The organism is Lunatibacter salilacus, from assembly GCF_009797935.1.
In the GTDB taxonomy this organism is placed as follows: domain Bacteria; phylum Bacteroidota; class Bacteroidia; order Cytophagales; family Cyclobacteriaceae; genus Lunatibacter; species Lunatibacter salilacus.
Map to the genome: position 1 here is coordinate 326,701 of NZ_VOLC01000002.1, position 23,860 is coordinate 350,560.

The following is a 23,860-nucleotide window of genomic DNA, read 5'->3' on the forward strand; positions in this document are numbered from 1 at the left end:
TTCAGAATTTAGAAATTGATATTTGCTCCTAAGGAAAATGATCGGTAAATGGGGTAAAACTGTGCCCCATTCATTTCAGGGTCCGATACATTTTTGTACTTATAAATCCCTGTTACTTCCCATACATTATTACCTGATAAATAGACCCTTACCATATTCATTTTGATACGCTGGGAAATGACCTCGGGAATGGTATAGCCAATGGTCAATTGTTTCAGCCTCAGGTAAGCAGCGTTCTGTAAAAACCTGGTTTGAACTGCAGTTACATCGCTTCCACCGGTAATCATCGGCCTAGGAAAATAAGCATCTGTGTTTTCAGGGGACCACCAATCTGTAAGAACCTTATTTCGTGCATTCCATTCATTGTTATAGCCAGCAAGCCAAAAATTATTGCTTAACCAGAGATCTCGCTTTGCCACACCCTGAAAAAAGATATCAAGATCGAAATTTTTCCACTGAAAATCGGATTTGAAACCATAACTATAACGTGGGGTATTGTTTCCGATAATGCTGCGGTCACCGGGATTATCCAAAGTACCATTTCCAGGGGTGATCCTTCCATCGCCATCTAGATCTGCAAAAAGCAAATCTCCGGCTTTTCTTTCAAATGCGACTAAGTTTCTATGGTCCAGAGCCTTGGCTTCATCATCGGTCTGTGCAATACCAGTAGTGGTATATCCCCAAATTTCACCAATCTGTTGTCCTACATAATAATCGGAAATAAGTCCGACAGGATTACTGAATCTGGTGATCTCAGCGGTATAATCAGAAAGGATAAGTGTAACCCCCCACCTTAAATCATTGCTTTGCTGTCTCCAGCCCACTGTTAAGTCCCACCCCGTAGTCTTTAGGTCCGCTGCATTTTCACGTGGTTCATTTTCCGCTAAGACTGCAGGTAGAGTCTGAGATCGGGTCAACATGTTTTTTGTATCTCTTCTATATATATCAAAAGAGGTATTCAGCCGATTTTCAAACATGGTAAAATCCAATCCTAGATTGCGCTGGGTCACGGTCTCCCAAGTCAGTGTGGGGCTGACCAATCCTGGAGCTAAAACGGTTAATGGCCTGTCATCATTTAAAAGATAATTCACCGTGTTGGAAGCAAAGGTAGCAATATATGGGTAGTTCCCTGGTACATTCTGATTTCCCAAATTCCCATAGGATGCCCTGATTTTAAGCATGTCAAATGTTCTTTCCAAATTCCCGAAAAAGGCCTCATTGTCAATTCTCCAACCCAAGGAAAGAGAGGGGAAAAAAGCGAACCGATCGTCTTTGGGAAATTTGGAAGAACCGTCATACCTACCGTTAAATTCCAAAAGATACCTGTCTTCATAACTGTAGTTAAACCGTGTAAATACTCCTCGAATGGCATATTCAGAGGCACCATCCCCTACAAAGCGTTCTCCATAAGCCAAGTTCATAAAAGGAATGGATTCGACTGTCAGATTTTCTCTTTTGGAATTAAAAAACCTAGAATCAAGGTTCTCCTGGTTGAATCCTGCCATAATCTTGATGTCATGCTTCCCAAAGCTATTGGCATAATCTGCATATGCATTGATGACATAATATCTGTCATTAAAATTCCGTTTGGTAACTTGACTTGGATTGGTATATGGAAAATAACCACTGATGCCCCCATCTACAAAATACATGGGTAATCTACGCCAATATTCTTCCTCTTGAGTGTTTTTGATGTTGGAAGTATATTCAAAATTAAAAGTCATATTATTAATCGGAGTAAGTTGTATACTCCCAGTTAACCAGGTATCATAAATATCCCTTTTTCTGTGTCCTGCTTCCCTGTAAAATTGAACCATATTGGGAACAGAACCAGCTGATGCATAATTCCCATCAGGAAAATAAACAGGCCAATTGGCCCATTGGTGCCATTGGAAAGGGCTGTTTCCCTCTGGATGATGGTTGGCGGAATTATTGGGCGGGAAGATATGGTTACTGTTGTTCATGGAAATTTTGGTACCAATCTTCGCCCAATCCGTGATTTTATAATTCAAATTGGTCATAAAATTGTATCGCTTATATTTTTCATCAAACTGCCGATTGATGCCTTCCTGATACAGGTAATTCAATGAGGTATAATAATCAAACCTCTCGTCTCCTCCGGATATGGAAGCAGTATATTGGCTCATGGGATAACTGTCTCTCAATAATTCCCTTGGCCAATCCGTATTGCCACTCATCAACCATTGATTAGGGTTTTGGGGATCCGGAAAAGCACTAGGTTGCGAAGGGTCATTATAATGATTCCTAATTCTTTCTTGGTAAATGTCTGTAAACTGGTAATAGGGGACACCGTTTCTTGCAATATTCGCCGTATTCATATAATTCATTCTCTCCAAAGCATCCTCGGTTTCAAACCTAACTACTGGAGTGTTGATTGCGGAATTAAAAGATAAAGAAATAGTTGGTTTCGGACTGGTGCTACCTGATTTGGTGGTAATCAAAATTACCCCGTAAGCGGCACGAGCACCATAAATAGCTGCCGAGGCCGCATCTTTAAGCACTGAAATGCTTTCCACGTCATTGGGGTTGATTAGATTCACATCCATGGGGACATTATTGACCAAAATCAATGGCGATCCACCATTAATGGAAGTAAATCCTCTGACATTAAAAGAAGCCCCTCCTCCCGGGGTTCCTGTATTTTGGGTAATGTTCAAATTGGAAATCTGTCCCTGCAATCCCTGACCTATATTGGTGATGGGACGGCTTTCAAGAACTTCCTTTCCTACGCTCGATACGGCCCCGGTAAGGTTCTCCTTCCTTTGGGTTCCAAAACCTGTTACTACAACTTCCTGTAAAGAACTCATATCCTCCGTAAGAACTACATCGATAACATTCTGTTGCCCGATTTCAATGCGTTTGGATTCAAACCCGATAAAGGAGAACACAAGTATAGATCCTTCAGGAACGGTTAGGGAATATGTGCCATCCAAGTCCGTTGCTGTACCCGTAGTAGTGCCAGGCACAGCAATTGTAACTCCTGGTAATGGTTCACCGTTACCATCAACTACCCTTCCTGTAATGGTTATATCCTGAACTTTCACAACCTCAACCGAAGAAATCCGCTCGGTTCCCTCCCTGTTTCTCACATGGATATTATTGTTTACCTGAACAAAATTTAGAAAGGCCTGATGGGAAATATTCTCCAAAATTCTATATAAAGAAATATTATTTTCAGTAAGTGTTACCTTTTGGCTGAGATTAACCAACCCATCATTGAAAGTAAACTTAAAATCCGTCTTGGACTCCACCAGTCTGAAAAACTGGCTTAAGGACTTATCGGTGAGGTTTACTGAAATTTTCACCTCCTCCAGGGTTTTCCGCTGTGCGTTCCCTGTATTGGCCAAAAGCAACGTACAGAAGAAAAGCTGAATTAGAAACCCATACAATAATCTTTTGGACAGCATAACTAGTTGCCTAAGTATAATTTTTTTCATAATATTGAATTGTTTAAGTTTTTGAGCTTGAACCATGCCTTGTCTTCTTTCCACGGACACAAGGCTGTAAGAAGGCAGTATCCTGTTCTCCCCAGAACAGATGCTGCCTTTGATGCTAACCAGTATCTATATGCTTCATGCTTATATTATTTAGTGTTATTAATGGTTACTTTTTTTCCATCAATCTTATAGGTTATCCCGGAGGTGTAGAAAATTCCTGTAAGCACATTCTCCAACAATTCATCCTCGTAAACGCCGGTATAAACCCAACCCTTTGGCATCTTACCAATTACCTGCACATCCACACCGTACCAGTTTTCAATTTTTTGCTGCACAGTTACAAAAGTGTCTTTTTTGAATACCAGTTTTTTGTCTTTCCAACCCGAGATTTCAAGCGCATCAAAACTTGTTTTGTAAAATTCACCCTCATGTTCCATTACTAGCATTTCACTGGGCTCCAAATTAACTTGATTGCCTTTATTGTCATTTACCCTCACTTTTCCAGATACTAGAGCCACGGCAATCTTGCCGCTCTCCTCTTGGTTGACATTGAAGGTGGTACCCAATACTTTGATTTGGGTATTTGCCGTACACACTATAAAGGGCCTGTCAGTTTCAGATTGAATATCAAAAAATGCTTCTCCTGTTAGTTGAACTTCTCTCCTTTCAGCACCGAATTGTTTAGGGTATTGCAGGGAGCTGCCTGCATTCAGGTATACTTTGCTCCCATCCGACAAGGTAATAAGGGACTTCTTTCCAGCAGGATTGATTTTTTTGACCACTGGTATTTCCACTACAGCTACTTTCACCTCTTCCTGCTGAAACATAAGGGAATACCCCATCCAACAGCAAAATCCAACTACCAAGACAGCCACTAACTTTCTTAGCGAAAATAGACTTAGTAGGTTAAAAGTAGTCTTTTTAGCAGAAACTTTCCGATCAAGCGGTGTGGTGGTGCGAATGATGTTTTCAAAAGTTTCTACATACATGTTATCCGAAAAACTTGCCTCCTGACTGTAGTGTACTCCTCTTATAAATCTCGCTGCCTGCGTCACCATTTCCCGCTTGTGGGGATATTCTTGGATCCATTTTTCCCAAAAATGACAGTTATTGCTGTCGGGAAACTTTACCCACTGGATAAAAAATTCATCCATAAGGAAATCTTCCAATTTATAATCTCTATATCTTATTGATGTCGGATATTCCATGTTTTCTAATGCTTCAATGACTGCCTATTTCTTTAAAAGAATCTTAAGGCTGTCCAAAGCCCTATAGATGATTTTTCGGGCTGACTTAACCTCGTTCAGATCCATCACTTCCGCAATTTCCTTGTAGCTCATACCCTCCTCATACAGCAACAATACCGCCTGTCTTTGTCTGGATGTAAGTTGATTGAGTGCCTCCTGTATCATTGCCTTTTGCTCGGTTTCCCGTTCCTGCTGAATCAATTTGGTTTCAAAGGAAACTTCAATGTGAAAAAAACGCTCGTCCATTCCCTCTGAAGTAAATTTTGTTCCTTCCTTTTTATTAAGTTCCCGAATCAGATCTCTTTGTAAACATTTGAAGAGATAAGATTTTATGCTTTTCACTTCGTTTAGGCTGCCTCTCTTTTTGCGAAGCCCTATAAAAATATTTTGTATGCAATCCTGAACCAATCCCTGATCCTTGCTGATTTGGCTGCCAAAACCAAAAAGGGAGGCCGCATGTATACGATAAATATAGTTAAAAGCCATTTCGTCTCCCGCATCAAATGCGTTCCATACTTCCGTGTCTGTTTTATCTTTAAAAATCTCCATAGTAGCCGCATGCCGGTAGGGCAAGGGGATAACGGGTATAGTGGTATTCTTTTTTGGGTTTATGTTCATGAGCGCTGGGTATTTCGCTTTATATAATTAAGAGGAATATAAGCAGCAAAATGACCCCATAAAATTTCAAAAAAAATATAAAATGAAATAAATTAAATTTATTAAAACCAAGGAAACAAAATATTTATCCAATCGTCAGTTATAAAACAAAATATTAACTTAAAAACACAAATTTCTAGGTGGAAACTTTAGTATCATTCTGAAAAATTATTTTTAATTACGCTATGAAAAACTTCCACACCCGCCTCTGAAGGTGACATCCGAAAAAGACCGACTGGAATATGGATGAAATCAAGAGGAGCTGCAGGTTTTGATCGATTAAAAAAGTTTGTCTTCAGTTCATAATTATTTTTTCTTCCCAGAATTTCGAATTGTATGATTTTATCCGCGTCAAAAACCAATCTTTTCAAAATAGGATAGCACTCCCAAAATCCAATTCATCTGGGGAATATCAAGTACTCTTCCTATTTAATTAGGGTCAGTAGTATAGATCCAGAACGTTACATGCAGCTCCCTCACCTATTTACAGGTCGTTTTCAAACCATTCACAGGGTTGGGTTTACCATACATGACTCCAATATATGGTACTCAAGACAAAATATCCCTTACCACATGTCCACTTACATCCGTCAGCCGAAACCTTCTTCCCTGGTGTTTGAAAATAAGTTTTTCATGGTCTACTCCCAAAAGGTGGAGCAGGGTGGCCTGAAAATCGTGCACATGTACGGGATCCTTGACAATATTGTATCCAAATTCACAGGTTTCACCATGGGTGTATCCTTTCTTGACACCACCTCCTGCCATCCACATGGTGAAGCACCTCGGGTGGTGATCGCGGCCGTAATTGTCTTTTGTCAATTTCCCCTGCGAATAATTGGTTCGACCAAACTCCCCTCCCCAAATAACCAACGTATCATCCAAGAGCCCCCTTTGTTTTAAATCCATGACCAAAGCAGCACCCGCCTGATCCACGCTCTTGCTCATGGTCCGTATATCTCTAGGCAAATTGCCATGCTGATCCCAACCCTGATGATAGAGTTGTATGAATTTCACGTCCTTTTCCGCCAGCCTCCTCGCCAAAAGACAGTTGGCGGCGAAGGTACCCGGTACCCTGGAATCAGGTCCATACATGTCATAGATGTAATCAGGCTCTTTGGATATGTCCATGGTTTCCGGAACGGAAGCCTGCATCCGGTACGCCATTTCATATTGGGCAATGCGGGAATTAATTTCCGTATCCATTACCTTCTCGTATTTCATCTCATGAAGCTCCTTCAGCGCATCCAACATCCTTCTACGGCTTCCTTTGTTTATCCCCTCCGGGTCATTCAGATATAGGACCGGGTCCTTACCGGATCGAAACTGCACTCCCTGGTGTAGAGATGGCAAAAAGCCGGACCCCCAAAGTTTGGCGTACAGCGGCTGGTCACCCTCTCTTCCTTTGGAAAGCAACACGGAGAAATCCGGTAAATTTTTGTTTTCACTGCCCAACCCATAACTAATCCAAGAACCCATAGAAGGCCGACCGCTGAGTTGGGATCCTGATTGGAAAAAAGTAATTGCCGGGTCATGATTTATCGCTTCTGTATGCATGGATTTGATAAAGCACAACTCATCCGCAATCTTTGCGGTATGTGGCATTAATTCACTAACCCATGCACCGCTTTGACCATGTTGGGCAAAATCAAAAACTGACCCCGCCAATGGAAAAGAATTCTGATTGGAGGTCATGCCGGTGAGCCGCTGCCCCGCCCGTATAGACTCCGGTAACTCCTGACCAAAGCGTTCGTTAAGCAGGGGTTTGTAATCAAAAAGCTCCATCTGAGAAGGACCTCCACTTTGAAAAAGATAGATTACACGCTTAGCCTTAGGCACGAAGTGCAGACCGCTTAATCCGCCACCCTCATCACTGCCCGGAGGCAGTTTGGCCATCAATTGGCTGGGACCCAGCAGCGAGCCAAGGGCTAAACTACCCAAACCCAAACTGGTTTTTGTTAAAAACTGACGGCGGTCCATATGTAGATTGTGCAAAATGCTCATTTCAAGGGAAATTTAATTCTATAATACATGTTGATTTCAAACCGTAAGCTTATTGGCAAACGTTATCATCTTTTATATACAGCTTCATCATAATTCACCAACGTAGATGCCACCAATGTCATGGCAGCCACTGCTTCCCTGGGAAGATTTGGGTCCGAGGTAAATTCTCCGAGGCTCAAAAGGCCCTCCGCTGTTTCGGGAGATGCCGTAAAATCCTCCAATTCCATTGAATAAAGTCTCATCAATACCCTTAATTCTTCCGAATCGGGACTTCTGCTGGTCATGGCCTTGAATCCGTAGCTGATTTGTCTTTGAAGATCATCCCCGCCAATTTTAATCATTTTTTCCGCCAATGCCCTTGATGCTTCCAAATACTGAGGATCATTCATGAGTACAAGGGCCTGTAAAGGGGTATTGGTCTTTTGCCTTTCCACCGTGCATGTATATTTGTCAGAAGCATCAAAACTGATCATCGATGGCGGGGGGGAACTGCGTTTCCAAATAGTATACAGGCCACGGCGGTAAAGGTTTTTTCCGGTATCCTGCACATACTCCCGCACGTTGGCAGTAGCAAGCTCCTTCCACAACCCCTTTGGCTGGTAGGGTTTGACACTTCTACCACCTATTTCTTTCTCCAACAGACCACTGGCAGCAAGGGCATTGTCCCTGATCATTTCCACGGGCATGCGGTAGCTTGGCCCCCGGGCCAACCAAACATTTTCGGGATCCTTTTCCCTTAAGGTGTCATTCCAATCAGATGACTGTTTATAGGTTGCCGAGGTGACCATTAGTTTAAGCAGTTCCTTGAGGTTCCAGCCCGAATCCCTAAAATATACCGCCAGCCAATCCAGCAATTCCGGGTGGGAAGGAAATGCACCCTGATTCCCGAAATCATCTGTAGTGGAAACAATTCCGTTTCCAAAAATAAGCTGCCAATAGCGGTTTACCGCCACACGGGCGGTTAACGGGTTTTTCTCATGAGTCACCCACGAGGCTAGGCCCAGCCGGTTTCTAGAGAAATCATCCGGGAATTCCAAAACGGATTTAGGTGTCCCCGGGAATACCTGTTCGGTAGGCGCATCGTAGGTACCCCTGGCCAAAATAAATGTGGGGCGGGGGTCTTTCTGCTCTTCCATTATCATCACTTCAGGCTGTGCACTGAGAACGGCGTTCTCTTCACCACGCAGGCGGGTGAGGTTTTTTTGACGGGCTTGAAAATCCGAGTCAACATTTAATAGGTAATAGTCAAACAATTCCTTTTCCTTGCCCAATTCGATATAGGAATTTATCGGATTGGACATCGAATACAAGGCATCAATTTCCAAGGCCGACAGCCGGCGATCAAATACACTAAATTCATCCACCAAGGATTGGTCTAGGGTTTCCGCAAAGTTTGTTCCCCGCTTGCCGATTTGTAGGTTTCCCGGATGACCGGTACTAAGCTTGTCTTTTCCGTAGGATAAAATGCTTCTTTTCAGATTATCTGTTTTAATCTCTAGTGTCACCAACTTTCCATTGATAAAAAGCTCCAACCCTGCTGCCTCGCTTGATCCATCATATACCATGGCCAAATGAACCCATTCCCCTTCGGGAATTTTATCCTCGGATTGTACTTCGATCGCATTGGCGGGCCAGGTATGGGAAATTAGACCTTTCAGGCTACCATCCCCTGCCGCCAACAACTCATACCCCCGAAAACCGTTGGCAAACCCACCAGTTTTGGAGAAAATCGGCCCATCCAAACTGTCCGCTAAGGCTTTGTACCACAAGCTGATCGTAAAAGGATCATTGCGTTCAAAATAGCCTACATTACTCCCCAAATCCACATAACTGTCACCCACCAGCTTTACCGCTTTGCCAAACTTTCCTTCCGCCATTTGAAGTTCCTTGTCCTTTTGGATCACCACCATACTGGCAGGATTGGACGGATCAGCCAGGTTATTAAATTTATCATTGAATGGCGCATCCAAGGGATAGTAACCAACTCTTCCTTTAGGGACCAGCTTTGTCTCAGATTTAGTTTTTATTCCGGACAACCATTTTTCAAATCCTTTCCGGTATTTATCCTGTAGGGAGTCCAATTCCCCCTCTTGCTGCTGGATCTGTAGATTGACAAAGGCTAGTTTTTTTTCTACCTCCTCATCAGTGAGAATTAGAGTTGGACTTGCTTCTCCCATGTAGGGCACCTGACCGGTTTCTTTTACGCTGTTAAAAAATGCATACAGTTGGAAATATTCTTTCTGCGAAATAGGATCATATTTGTGATCATGACAACGGGCACATTCGGTACTCAATCCCAGGAATGCCTTACCCAGGGTGTTGGTCCGGTCGGCAACATATTCTACCCTGTATTCTTCGGCTATGACCCCACCTTCCTGACTTTGGGGATGGTTTCTGTTGAACCCGGTAGCCAAAATTTGATCCTTGGTGGCGTCCGGCAACATGTCGCCTGCCAACTGCCAGGTAATAAAATCATTATAGGGAAGGTTTTTGTTAAAGGAACGGATTACCCAGTCACGCCAGGGCCACATATTTCGCATGCCGTCATCCTGATAACCGTGAGAATCCGCATACCTGGCCACATCCAGCCACTCGGAAGCCATGCGCTCGCCGTAATGGGGGGATGCCAACAATCGGTCTACCAGCTTTTCATACGCATCCGGCGCTTGGTCTTCCAAAAAATCATCCACTTCCTGAACGGTAGGTGGCAGTCCGGTAAGGTCAAAGGATACCCGACGGATTAGTGTCTCTTTTGTGGCCACTTTAGATGGTTCCAAACCCACTTTCGATAATTTGTCATAAACGAATTGATCAATTTCGTTTATCGCCCATTCTTCCATTTCGATTGAAGGAACTTCCGGCTTTTCTGGAATAATAAAGGACCAATGGGGTTTATAGACCGCACCCTGTTCTATCCATTTTGTAATAAGGGCTATTTCTGTTTCGGATAATGCCAGATTGGATGCCGCCGGCGGCATTTTCAGTTCCGGGTCGGAGGAGACAATTCGCTTGTAAACCGCACTTTTATGAGGATTGCCAGGGACTAGGGCATAATTATTCCTTTCTTCACCAAATGCCGCCAAGGCAAACTCTTCCAAATCCAACCTCAAGCCCGCTTCCCTTTTGTTTTCATCCGGCCCGTGGCAGGCAAAGCAACGGTCTGATAAAATTGGTTTGATATGAAAATTGAAATCAATTTCGGCGGGTAAGGAAGCCTCGATTTCATCCGGGAATCTTACTTCAGATTCGTACTGCAACACCCAAATGACAAAGAAAACAATAGCCACTGAAATCAATATCTTTATTACCTGATTTTGGCTCATTTTACATTTACTTATCCTTCTAAATCGTTAACAAGATATAAAAAAAAGCTTACATAAAAGAAGATGAAAGGACCGGTGCCGTTCTGAACAGACCCACACTAAGGATCTTACCAGAATTTCGCCAGCCATTTCATCTCCCTCATGTTAAATTCACTATCCACAGCCTCACCTAAAACGTTTCCCTGATTTAATTCAAACGGAAATAATTACTCAAGTTTTAGTGATCATCCATAGGACATCAATCAAGCGGAATTACCAACCTGGGTTTTGTTCCAAATTTTCATTAAAGGAAATTTCATTATCCGGGATTGGCAATAAATTGTCTTTATCCTCATATCCAGTAGGAAATTTCACCTCAACCAAACCTCCATCGGCTGTTCTTACTTCGACGGGGTAAAGATCTTGACCAATATTCCACCGTTTAATATCCGCCCACAATATACCTTCTCCAAAAAACTCCACCACCCGCTCATGTCTTAACGCATCTCTCGCTTCCTCCTGGGACAAATCGCTTGGTAAACTAGTAATGGTGACATCCGTTCTTTCGGTTCTGATCCTATTGATAAGTCCTATTGCTTCCTCCAAATTTTGATTGGTTTCGATCAGGGCTTCTGCTTTGGCCAACAAGACGTCCGCATAGCGCAATACGATAAAGTTCAAAGGAGATACTCTAGGCGATAGCAATGGAATTCCTTCGCCAACGTTTTTTCTAAGGTTATACCCTACCCTTTGACCGGTATGGTTGGATACTTCTGTTGGATAGACCAAGCCCTCAAAAGTAGCTCCCGGTCTAAGAATGGTAAAATCCAACCGGGGATCTCTTCCTTCAAAGGGATTGTTGGGGTCCACTTCAGACCCATCAATCATCTCATATTTATCGACGATATGTTGGGTGGGTGCGGGATCACTAGCCCCTGCGCCCGCTACACTTCCGGGTAGAGCAAGCCAGGCAAAGAAATTGCCCTGACCTTGTTCCCCTACCATATATTGGATATCAAAAAGAACTTCTTCATTGTTTTCATTATCCAATTGAAAGAGCCCTTCATAACTTGGGAAAAGGGAATACATGCCCAAAGCATCAATTTCATCGATGAGGTTCAATACTTGGTCGTATTTATTCTGGTACAAATAAGCTCTCATTTTCATTCCCAGAGCGGCCCCTTTAGTGGCCCGTCCTACTTCATAGGAAACTGGAGCCAGTCTTTGTATAGCCTCATCATAATCCGAAATGGCCTGATTCCAAGTCTCTTCAAGGGTATTTCGGCTTACTAAAGTCACTTCCGCGGTACTCAACACAGAGGTAATTACCGGCACCCCACCATAGGTTTCCGCCAATAGTGCGAAGGCTAGGCCCCGAAGGAAATACACTTCTCCCAAATAAGTGGATTTTGAAGCTTCATCCAGTTCTACCCTGTCAATATTAGCCAAAAAATCATTGGAGAAGTTGATGATGCGATAACACATCGTCCATCGTTCATTCAGCATTCCGCCGGAAGTAGCAGCAGTAATAGACCCATTGCCTATTTGCATCTGCATTCCGTTCCAATGGGCCCATTGAAACGCATACGGAGTAATGGCATCCATAGTAGGCCCTGCCCCATAAACACCGCGATGCTTCAATACGCTGTAGATACCATTTAAAGCTAGTTTTACGTCATTTTCATTCTGCCAGAAAGAAACAGTAGTAATCCTGTCCTGGGGATATACTTCCAGAAAATCTTCACTACATCCACTAAAGGTAAACATGCCCAATAGCAGTATAATTATATTAATATTCTTTATCGTTTTCATAATGCTTATAGACTAATATTAACACCAACAGTAAATATTTTTGGAAGGGGATAGAAGTTTTCTCCAGAGTCGAATGTATTTCTTTCAGGATCGAACCCTTCATAATCTTTGCTGACTAGAGCTCCCACATTTTGGGCGTTGCCATACAAATATAGCTTTTGAACACCTAGCCTTCTAGTGAATTCAGGATCAAAAGTATAGCCTAATTGAACATTTCTTAGCTTTACGAAGGATACATCATTCACCCAAAAAGAAGATGGTTCACTTCTCCATGTATCACTGATGGAGATCCGGGGTACATCGGTATCCATATTTTCCGGAGTCCAGGCATCTCTCCAACGTTTTGTAATTGTTCCGCCCGATATCCCCAATGGCTGGGTCCATGCATTTTGAGTATATACGCTCGCACCTGCAATACCCATTACCAAAACACTAAAGTCAAAACCCTTATAATTAACACTTGGGGTAAAACCAAAAGTGTATTTTGGGATTGTATTTCCCAGCGCCATCTTATCTTCAAAACCTAGGCGGCCGTCATTATTGACGTCTTCATATTTCAATTCACCTGCTTTGGGCACATACCCATTGGCATACATGTGCTCACTGGCTTCCTGGTCAGACTGGTAGATGCCGACCGCATTGTATCCGTACAATTCCCTGTAGGAAAACCCTTCACGGATAAGGTACAACTGATCCGGTGCATTTTCTCTGAATTTGGTTACCTGATTCATAATATAGGTCATATTTACCCCCAGATTATATCCAACGTTATTCCTGTCAGGTGACATTTTGGAATAATTGATATTGAATTCGAACCCATTATTGATCATTGCACCCACATTTTCGAAAGGTGCACTTACTCCACCAAGAATGGCTGGTATAGGCAATTGTACAATGATATTGTTGGTGGTTTTTCGGAAATAATCTGCCTCAACAAATACCCTGTTATCAAATAAACCGAATTCGATACCAAGGTCAGTGGTCACAGAGGTTTCCCAACCGATCGTTTCATCTACCAAAGCGGTGACACCGGCTCCGGGAGCAAAACTTCCCCCAAAATTGTAACTTAGCGCATTGGTTTGGTTAACAGCCGCAAGATATGGCCAATACGAAGCAATGTTTTGGTTACCCAATTTTCCCCATGAGGCCCGCAATTTCAGATCGGAGAAAATATTCAAATTTTGCATGAATGCTTCTTCACCCAGTCTCCATCCCGCTGAAAATGCCGGGAATATCCCCCATCGGTAGCCCTCTTTAAATCTGGAAGAACCATCGGCTCTTAGGTTCATTTCAAATAGATATTTGTCTGACAGGGCATAATTTACCCTTCCGAAATAAGACATCATCCTCAATTCACTCAGATTTCCGTTTGCCTGGAACCCTGATGTCCCTGCGTTTATCTGAGTCAGCCCTTCTTTTGGAGGGTCAGATCTTCTTCCATAAACATCTTTTATAACTGTGCTTTCTACCTGGGTACCTAGAATCGCAGACACACTATGGATTTCATTGAAGGTCTTGTTGAAATTCAACGTAGAAAACAGGATGTTATAATCACTTTGAACGTTGGTTCTGCTGGCTTCCAATATGGTAAGATAATCCAGATTTCTTCCCTCCCGACCAGTATGGGTGTATCCAAATTCCAAACTGTTATGTCTGTCCCTGAGGTTACTGTTATACTGGGAGGTGAAATTTGTTGTTAACGTCAGATAATCTGTAAAAGCAATATTGGCATAAACATTCATTTTGAAAAAATTATTTTCCGTCAATGTCAGTCCGTTTGCTGTTTCGATTAATGGGTTCCTGTTCCCGACAATAGTATTCCCATTTGCGTGTAATGCCTGGACAGATCCAAATCTCCCATCTTCTGTGTAGGGTGCTGTAAAAGGATATCCACCATTGGCAAATATGTACATCATCCTGCCTAAATTAAAAGGTTCCTCGGAAGCTTTTTTTATACCGTTCAGTCTTCCGCCTATTGTCAGCCATTTATTAAGTTTGGATTCCAGATTAACTGTCAAACCATAGCGGCTGGATTTTGAGTTCTGCATGATTCCATCCTGGTCTAAGTAGTTCATCGAAATGTAAAATTTCGTTTGCTCAGAGCCACCATTAATGGATAAATTATGTTCCGTTATTGGTGCCGTTTTGAATACCTCGTCAAAAAAATTAGTGTTGGGATATTGGTAGGGATCATTATTGTTCCTAAACTCATTGATAACAGATTCCGGAAACAGTGCACCCCCTCCCTGATTTATTAGAGCCTGATTCCACAATCCCATGTATTCCGCACTGTTATCTATGATGTCATATCTTCTTCCCAAAGATTGTTGACCTACATAACTACCTATATTTACTCTGGTCTGTTCCCCAAATTTACCCGATTTCAGGGTAATCAGAACCACACCATTGGCAGCTCTGGATCCATAAATGGCAGCACTGGCAGCATCTTTTAGAACGGTCATGCTTTCGATATCATTTGGGTTGATTTCGTTGATGGAGGCTTCCACCCCATCTACCAGAATGAGAGGATTTGAATTATTCAAAGTTCCCCAACCTCTTACACGGATTTGCGCACCGTCATTTCCGGGCTGTCCTGAGTTTTGGCTTATCCACACCCCAGGAACCTGTCCGCTAAGTGCCTGTGAAGCATTGGTCAACGGTCTGTTTTGTAGCTCATCATCAAAGGTGACAGTGGATACCGCACCTGTTAAATTTTCCCTTTTTTGGGTACCGTAACCAACCACGATTACTTCCGCAAGGGATGAGGTATCCTCATTTAAAGTCACATTGATCACACTTTGTGTGCCTACCACAACCCGCTGTGATTCGAAACCAATAAAAGAAAAGACCAAGGTCACTCCCTCGTCGACACTCAGCGAATATTTTCCGTCAATGTCGGTAGCTGTACCCTTTGTGGTTCCAGGAACGGAAATAGTAACTCCCGGTATCGGTGCACCATTGGCATCCTGCACTGTACCAGTAATGGTAATTTCGAACTCAGATTCGATATCATAGATATGGTTTTTATTTGCTTCGGCACCGTTTACTCCTAGAGAAGCAAAAAACCCAACGATAAATAGCAGATGGACAATAAAGCCACGCATGTGGAACGGATGTATTCCACTTCTAACTGGTAGTGTTTTTTTCATTTGTCTTAAATTTTTAAATTAATAATTGATAAAATTATACTATCCGGGAAATAAAATTTTTATTATATCATATATAATTATTTTAAGTTGCTTGCTTGTTGATAAATATTAAAATGCCTAATACATAATTTTTTAAAATAATTTCATAATTAAAACTATATAAAAAAATAATTATTTAAAATAATTTAAATACATAGTTAATGATTTGAAAAGCTATTAAATATTTTAATCTAAATCAAGGATTACAGGGTGCTAAACGAATTATTTTTTAAAAAATAATTGATGTCCTGATAAAAATTCTCATTAAAACCCTTTTAATCAGATTTTTATGTGTACGTTACCGGAAATAGAAAATTTAAAAAAATTAGAGCTGTTTTAGGCTTCAGTCTATACTAGATCCTTTAAACTCAAGAGTGCTGTATTTTTAATTTTCATTAACAAGAGAAAGATCTATACACAAATGACCCCATAGAATTTAAAATAATACTCGGATAATAATATTCCATCAATAAATAGACAAATTTAGAATTTTAACTAATTAACACTTACTTAAACCAAGAATAATCTCTTGCCTATTTAAACTAACAAACCTTGAGATAATTCCGAAATAATATTTTTAACTTTCATTATGAAAAACTTCCAATCAACGCTGGAAAACTTTAATACCCGTCTATGGCAGTTTCATGTTCCCGTGCCCGATGAACTGGCTGCATTATTTATTGAAGGAGACAACAAACGGGTGATCTGTAAAATAAATAATGCGGCGCCCTACCCTGCCGCGCTTATAAAAAATCAAGACTACTGGTTTATCCTTGTCAACAAACAGTTCCGTCAAAGGCTTAATCTTTCAGAGGGAGATAAAGTAAATGTGACACTTGAGAAAGATTACTCTGAATATGGACACGAAATGCCGGAAGAGCTACAAGTATTGATGGATCAGGACGAAGAGGGAAATCGGTTTTTCCAAGAACTAACGAAAGGCAAACAAAGAGCACTGATTTTTTTAGTCAATAAGGTAAAGAACCCGAATAGCCGGCTAAACAAATCTCTGGCCATCATTTCCCACCTTAAAGAAGTAAATGGAGCCTTGGACTTCAAAGCCTTAAATGAGAAAATCAAGTATTATAACAACTTGGATAAAAATAGGTAGAAAATATTATCCTTGGTCATTTTTTAAAACCGAATACGGTGGGTGTGAGCTTAGTCGAACCCCGCTGACTGTAGTCAGGGCAAGCCTGCAGCAAAAAAGTAACAATGTATAACAATGCCCTAAATGCTTTGCACCTCCACAAAAGACTTGTATTGCATAAAAGGAGAAATCAAGATAGAATCTAGTAGAACCGCAAGAAGGAAAATAAGTAAACGATGGACAAGGGATGGGTTTCTACTTGCAAAAGGAGTGTATATTTATTGCCCCAGATTATATTTTGGGAAATTGCCTAATTCCATTTAATAAAAAAGCATGGCTAGATATTAGCCATGCTTTTTTATTACTTGCTAGGAAATAAAACTAATCTACATCCCACCAAACTTTGGTGGTAATCACATCAGCACCTTGTCGGCTGACGGCTTCCTCGTAGTTGTCGCCGTTTAGTGCCTGTACACTCGTAGGATATATAAACCTTGTGGGAACTACATCGAAGAAAGCCGCAGGACCAGGTGTAATAGCCGGAATACCCGTTCTCCTCCAGTCATACCATGCCTCCAGTCCGGAGAAAAATAGGGCAAGCCACTTTTGAGTGCCTATTTTTTCCAAACGCTCTTGGGGAGACCCACTGAAAGCAATGATCGTCTGTGTATAGTATGCCGGGTCCGGCTGCACCGCATCTGCAATAACGCCCAAATTGGCAACCCGAAGACGGTCTTCATAATAATCAAATGATGCTTTGATGCCATTCGAATAATAGGTTTCAGCATCCCCGGTAGATATATATCCACGCTCTCTGGCCTCCGCTAAAATGAACTGAACTTCGGAATAACTTATAAGCATGGTCTGAAACCCTATCGGAGAAGCATTGGGGGAACAAGCCAGGCAGGAGAACAGCATTCCTACACGGGAAATGTAATTGGACCCGCCTTTATTGGGGTCGCCCGTAGGAGAATACCCGTAGGCCTCCTCATCCGCAAGTCCATTGGGAACCCCCGAATAATCCTCAGGATCGCCAATCAAACCCGCGCCGGACTCTTCGGTAGGCTGCGCATAAACAAATAATCGGGGATCATTATATGCCTTCAGCACGCCCTCCAATTTTTTGCTCAACCGATATTCGTCAAAAGATCCTGATCGTGTAGTAAACAAATAGTGTTGGTTAGGGACATCCTGAAGGTGCTGTAAAGCCGCATTGTCTTCATTACTTTCAATAATCGGTGAAGTAGAGGGATTGGATACAATGGCCTGCATAGCAGCTGACGGATCCTGGCGCTTAGATAACCTCATCAATGCTCTTAAACGGAGAGAGTTAGCCAGTTTTTTCCATTTCATTACATTTCCCTGAAAGAGAATGTCACCTTCCATGGTTTCAGTAGAACTTCCCAGCAGCTGATTGGCCTGCGTCAAATCCGCCAAAATTCCCTGATAGATCATTTCCTGTCTGTCAAATTTGGGATAATTGATGCCTTCTTTTGCTTGTATAGCCTCACTATACGGAAGATCGCCGTAAGCATCGGTCATAAAGGCATACATCATTGCCTTCATGACCAAGGCAGCTCCTACATAGTTGTTCTGTCCCGCTTCTCCCGAGAGGTTGATGATATTCGTTACATCCCGCATGGTGTTATAAAATACATTGTACGGATTTCCCTGGGGACCCCAGTTGTACCGATCCTCATTGGTGAACTGGATTTTGGCGGAATGCTGAATAACCACATTTCCAATACCCCAGGATTTTCCAACTATTTCATTGGAAGCATTTCGGATTACATGAGGCAACAACAGGGCTGCGGAAACTGTCTCTGGACTGTTTGGATTACGGTTTACCTCTTCAAAGCCCTCATCACAGCTACTGAAAAATAAGACGTTCAGCAGCATTAAACCTGTAAATAGTATATGATTGATATTTTTCATCTGTTTATAATTTGATTTTTAACGGTCATAACTTGTCCCGAGTATCGGGGTGGAATCCCTGCCTGCGGCAGGCAGGTCGCAACGATAATCATCCCACTGTGTGACGTTTTCGTCATGCTCGATTTCATGAGTTCTACGATTCTTCGGTTAAAACTTGATATTCAAATTGAAGCCCATACTTCTTGTGGACGGAAAGGCCATGTCTTCCACGCCGGGAATAAGCGTACCGCCTGACATGGACATGGTCTCCGGATCAAAATGCGGGTTCTCCGTCCAAAGTGCCAAATTTCTGGCTACCAAGGATATTCTGGCTTCTTGAAAAGGTGTTCTCGTTAAAGCCGCACCGGGAATCGTATAGCCCAAAGTCACCTCCCTCAGTTTGACAAAAGAGGCATCATACAGAGCTGCCTCCACATTGCTTCGCTCATAGTACCTGTTGTGCCAGTCACGGGAACTGATCTTTCTGTCGTTGGGAATATAGGAGCCATCTGCTGTTCGAATCACCCCCGGACTGAGAATCCCGTTACCTTCTATACTTAGGTCGTACCCATTTTCCCTTCCCAGCAGCGTCTCTTCAAGCTGCCCGGAAGTTGATCCAATGGTCTTGGTTCTGGATACTACTACCCCACCATAACGGATATCAAATAAAAACCCAAAGGTAAATCGGTTGTAGCTGAAGTTATTTTGAATTCCCAGCATCCAGTCTGGATTGTAATTTCCCTGCAACCTTAGATCTGGGGCGGTAAGTGGTGTACCGCTGGTGTTGTGAACAATTTGTCCAAAATAAGGGCTGTTTGGATCCTCAACCCTGTCAAACCCCCTACCATATAAATTACCCATTCGCTCGCCCACACGTGCTTGAATTGTCGCTCCATTTCTCCCTACCATGGAGTAGCTATCCAACTCATCTGTCAATTCCAACACCCTACTTCTGTTTCTGGTAAAGTTGGCCATAACATTCCAATTCAATCCGCTTGCTTTTTGCATTGGCGAGCCGGAAAGGACGAGTTCAATTCCGTTGTTTTGAATTTCTCCCGCATTGATTATGCGACTCGCATAACCGGTGGCAATGTCCAATTCAATAGGGATAATTTGATTGCGGGTTCTGTTGTCATAATATGTGAAGTCCAACCCTACTCTACCTTTGAACAACCGGATATCTGTACCAAATTCATAGGAAGAGGTTCGTTCCGGCATCAATGTGGCATTGGTTAGCCGATTAGATTCAGACTTAACCTGAATAGAACCCCAAGCAATTTCAGGATTGAATACGTTGGTGAGGCTATACGGGTTTGTGTCATTACCGACTTCGGCAAAAGCCGCCCTAACTTTCAAAAAAGAAAGAAAATCTGGTGTTTCAAACATATCCGAAAGGACACCGCTTAGAGCAACAGATGGATAAAAATAACTGTTACTATTTATAGGCAAGGTGCTAGACCAGTCATTTCTTCCGGTAACATCCATAAACAATACGTTTTTATAGCCTATCTGGCCAAAACCATAAAGGGAATTTATCCGCTTTTCAGAGGTAAACTGATTGACCTGTAGGTTAACGGCAGTGTTGGTGAAATTATAGATATCAGGAATTAGCAACTGGGGAGCTACGATCTGGTTGTACCGGTTTACCTGCACCATCTGGTTTCCACCCAACGATACCGTATAGGACCAATTCTCGTTTTCCGTTTCAGAATAGCTCAATAGGAAATCCGTATTGCGTTCGCTAAAATAAACAGCGTCCTCCCTATAGCTTCCCCTCGGAAACCGTTGCGTACTGAAAGCCCGCTTTCTATCCCTCAATTCATTATACATATCCATTCCCGTTCGCACCATTAGGTTCAGCTTGTCGGTAAATTTGTAATTGGCCATCAAATTACCAAATACCCTGTCTTTGCTTTGACCGTTCGTGTTTTCGAAGACCGTGAAATAAGGATTGTCGTGGTAGTTGTAGTTATAATTAAACTGCTGACGGCCTTCCATACCGGGCATCCAATAATCACGAAGATTTCTTGTATTTATCTGACGGCCATACCATATCCAGAGGTACATCAAGCTTTCTGTTCCATAGCTGATGCTGGGACGGTTTCCACTGACACTGTTTTGGTAGTTAATTGCTGTGCTTACTGAAAGCCTGTTGGTGACTTGCGTCATGCCATTAAGAGCAATGGTATTGCGCTTTAAATCCGTATTGGGAATAGTTCCGGTTTGGTCCAGATTTGTCCATGAAAAACGGAAATTGGATGACTCGTTTCCTGCGGCCAATGATACGTTATTTGAAAGTGTCACACCTGTCTGAAAAAAATCATTGATATTGTTGGGTTGGGCCACCCAAGGAGTGGGTGTGATGGTGCTGCCAGCTGGCGCATTCAAATCACCACCTCTAAATCCGGCCACACTTCTAGGGGAGTCAAACTGGGCAATGGACAAGCCTGCGTCCATTGCCGGACCCCAACTTTCGTCCACGCCATCTGCCAAGCCGGCACCTGCACCATTGACAAAGGAGAATAACCCGTTATTACCCTGACCATATTTATCCTGCCATTGCGGCATCCTCAGAGGTGTGTCAAAGGTAGTGTTGGAGTTGATAGTAACGCCTAGACCCCGCTTTGACTTGCCTGTCTTTGTAGTAATTAAAATAGCACCGTTGGCTGCCCTCGAACCATATAGTGCTGCTGCTGCAGGTCCTTTCAACACAGAAACAGAGGCTATATCGTCCGGATTTATTTCTCCGGCGGCGTTCCCGTAGTCTACCTCCAAGTTTCCGGCTCCGGATGAACCAACAATGTTATTACTAATAGGTACACCATCAACGACGAAGAGCGGCTGATTTGCGTTTATATTAAGCGATGATTCACCGCGGATCGTTACCCTCGAAGATCCCCCAATGCCGCTGGAAGAATTGGTAATTTGTACTCCAGCCACCCTGCCGCTTAAGGAGTTAACGACATTAGTTTCCCTCGCTTCCGTAAAGCGGTCTCCATCTACCGCTTGAACAGAATAGCCCAAGGCCTTTGTCTCGCGTTCCACCCCCAAGGCGGTAACCACCACCTCACTGAGATCTTCCGCAGAATAAACAAGGGAAATGTTGATTTCAGTACGATTACCCACTGTTAACTCTTGCGTAGTAAAGCCAATGTAAGAAACTACCAAGACCGCTTCGGGACCCGATACCTCCAATTGATATTCCCCATCTAGATTTGTGACTGTACCTCTCGTGGTACCCTTTAACAGAACAGATGCGCCCAAAACAGGGTCACCTGTAGAACTCTCGCTTATTTTTCCGCTTATCGTGCGGTTTTGTGCAAAAGTGAAGGATGTTGACATTGCAACAAGGCAGAAACTCCATAGTGCCATCCGCAATAGATGTTCACCGGATAACGTGCGTAAGATTTTTTTCATCGCGTAGGATTAAATGAAATGAATAATTAATTTGATTAATTAGGCAGGTTATAATAGGTTGAAATGAGGGCGCAGGATTTCTCGAATGGCATCAAGTCGTGGAATCCCGCAGGAAGGCAGTTGACTATTCTATCCATAATTTGAAAAAAAATTCTATAAATCACAAAAAATCATCATGGAACGAATGACTACCAATCTCAGAATCTACATATACCAATCGTAATAATACAGCACTTTAAAGTTAACGATTTTTGATTCTTAAGAAATAGAATCAAAAATAAATATTTCGATTATTTCCAATAAATTTAAATATTTATCGTCAAATATCAGAATTAGTTTCATAAAAAATGCCCGCACCCCTTTATGAAATAGTAAAGGTTTGCAGGCATAAGGTAACAAAAAGGTAAAACTAACCCCTAAGGTGATATGCTTTCGGCTGAACAAAGGCCCTTATTCCCTGATAGCTGAGTGTTGCGCCTAATCCTGAATTTTTCCTTCCGGTCCAAGGTACCTCCGGACTAACCCGGTCACAACAATTCCAATAGGCCGTTCCTACGGATAATCTATCTAAAATTGCTCTCGCCCGGTCTTGATCTTGGGAAAAAACTGCTGCCGTTAACCCATAATCCGTATCTTTCATTAATTCGAATGCCTCTTGGTCACTTTTTACCCGTTGTATCCCTATAATTGGTCCAAAGGATTCTTCCTTCATTACCCGCATGTCATGATTTACACTTGTAAGCACAGTAGGAACTATGTAATTCCCTTCTCCTTCAGTGCGAAACCCTCCGGTACGTATTTCCGCACCGTGGAAAAGAGCATCTTTTATTTGACCTAGGATCAAATCAACCTGCTGTGATCGGGTCACTGGCCCGATAAATGTATCTTTGCTAAGCGGATCACCCATCGTATACCCCTTAACTTCTTCGACAAAGGCAGAAATAAATTCATCATAAATCCCGTCTTGCACATAAATGCGCTCAACCGCGCAGCAACTCTGCCCATTGTTATAAAATGCCCCCTCAGCGGCGTTAATTGCCGCTTGTTTCACATCAGGCACATCATCCATAACATATAAGGGGTCCTTACCCCCAAGTTCCAACTGAACAGGCACCAATTTGTGGGCGACCTGAGTGGCGATATATTTACCAGTTTCATAAGAACCTGTAAAGAAATATCCATCCAGATCTGATTCTAATAGATATTGGCCAACTTCCCCTGTACCAATAAAAGCGGCGAACACATCAGAAGGTACTCCCGCTTTCCAAAGAAGTTCTTGGAATTTCAACCCAGTAAGGGTGGAAAATTCAGAAGGTTTGTAACAAACAGCATTACCCGCAACAAGTGCATACAGGAATACATTGTAGCCTACGTTGTAGGGGAAATTCCATGCAGAAATATTAGCAATCACGCCCAAGGGTTCATATTCAACAACCTCACGTGTAGGCCCCTCAGTCATTACCTCCGGAGATAACCACTTAATCGCATGCTTTTCAAGATGAACCAATCGGTTATTGGCTCCTCGAATTTCATTTATCGATTGTTGTATCGGTTTTCCCGTTTCCAGCGTAAGTATATGAGCCAGATCTTCTATTTTATCTTGAACCAATTCTCCATATTTTAGAATTATCCCTAACCTCTCAGCCAGAGGAACTGCCTGCCATGCTTTTTGGCCAACTTTTAAAGATTCAACTTTCTGCGCAACAGACTCTTTGGTGTCCGTTTCAATTTCTTGGATCAGGGTGTTATTTGCTGGATTAAATATTTTCATTAT

At 42.5% G+C, this 23,860-nt stretch carries 11 protein-coding genes; 1 reads left to right on the top strand and 10 read right to left on the bottom strand.

The features are described from left to right. Positions 1 to 8: 8 nt before the first annotated feature. From FQ608_RS04120 to FQ608_RS04150, 7 genes are all read right to left on the bottom strand, one after another. A complete protein-coding gene (locus tag FQ608_RS04120; RefSeq protein WP_158856527.1) occupies positions 9 to 3,458 on the bottom strand; it encodes a SusC/RagA family TonB-linked outer membrane protein in 3,450 nt (1,149 codons plus the stop codon). Between the two features lie 146 nt (positions 3,459 to 3,604). Continuing rightward, positions 3,605 to 4,666 (bottom strand): FecR family protein, encoded by a 1,062-nt coding sequence (locus FQ608_RS04125; protein ID WP_234364061.1) that lies wholly within the window; start codon positions 4,664 to 4,666, stop codon positions 3,605 to 3,607. 24 nt (positions 4,667 to 4,690) lie between these two features. After that, entirely contained in the window at positions 4,691 to 5,323 is a 633-nt protein-coding gene (locus FQ608_RS04130) for an RNA polymerase sigma factor (protein WP_158856528.1), read from the bottom strand. Positions 5,324 to 5,911: 588 nt separating this feature from the next. Continuing rightward, entirely contained in the window at positions 5,912 to 7,363 is a 1,452-nt protein-coding gene (locus FQ608_RS04135; RefSeq protein ID WP_158856529.1) for a DUF1501 domain-containing protein, read from the bottom strand. A 65-nt stretch (positions 7,364 to 7,428) separates the two neighbouring features. Beyond that, positions 7,429 to 10,686: a DUF1553 domain-containing protein gene (locus FQ608_RS04140; protein ID WP_158856530.1), complete on the bottom strand. Its 3,258-nt coding sequence runs from the start codon at positions 10,684 to 10,686 to the stop codon at positions 7,429 to 7,431. Positions 10,687 to 10,938: 252 nt separating this feature from the next. Then, positions 10,939 to 12,477 (bottom strand): RagB/SusD family nutrient uptake outer membrane protein, encoded by a 1,539-nt coding sequence (locus FQ608_RS04145; RefSeq protein ID WP_158856531.1) that lies wholly within the window; start codon positions 12,475 to 12,477, stop codon positions 10,939 to 10,941. A gap of 5 nt (positions 12,478 to 12,482) precedes the next feature. Beyond that, positions 12,483 to 15,626: a SusC/RagA family TonB-linked outer membrane protein gene (locus FQ608_RS04150; RefSeq protein ID WP_199856303.1), complete on the bottom strand. Its 3,144-nt coding sequence runs from the start codon at positions 15,624 to 15,626 to the stop codon at positions 12,483 to 12,485. Positions 15,627 to 16,254: 628 nt separating this feature from the next. Here FQ608_RS04150 and FQ608_RS04155 point away from each other — a divergent pair. Then, on the top strand, positions 16,255 to 16,776 hold the full coding sequence (locus FQ608_RS04155; RefSeq protein ID WP_158856532.1) for a YdeI/OmpD-associated family protein: 522 nt from the start codon (positions 16,255 to 16,257) through the stop codon (positions 16,774 to 16,776). A gap of 360 nt (positions 16,777 to 17,136) precedes the next feature. On the opposite strand, the gene FQ608_RS04160 is transcribed toward FQ608_RS04155, so the two are convergent. The 3 genes from FQ608_RS04160 to FQ608_RS04170 all read right to left on the bottom strand — a co-directional run bounded on the left by FQ608_RS04160 (position 17,137) and on the right by FQ608_RS04170 (position 23,857). Next, a complete protein-coding gene (locus tag FQ608_RS04160; protein ID WP_158856533.1) occupies positions 17,137 to 18,690 on the bottom strand; it encodes a SusD/RagB family nutrient-binding outer membrane lipoprotein in 1,554 nt (517 codons plus the stop codon). Positions 18,691 to 18,837: 147 nt separating this feature from the next. Beyond that, positions 18,838 to 22,086 (bottom strand): SusC/RagA family TonB-linked outer membrane protein, encoded by a 3,249-nt coding sequence (locus tag FQ608_RS04165; RefSeq protein WP_158856534.1) that lies wholly within the window; start codon positions 22,084 to 22,086, stop codon positions 18,838 to 18,840. Between the two features lie 409 nt (positions 22,087 to 22,495). After that, complete coding sequence (locus FQ608_RS04170; protein ID WP_158856535.1) at positions 22,496 to 23,857, bottom strand: aldehyde dehydrogenase family protein; 1,362 nt, start codon at positions 23,855 to 23,857, stop codon at positions 22,496 to 22,498. Positions 23,858 to 23,860: the final 3 nt, after the last annotated feature.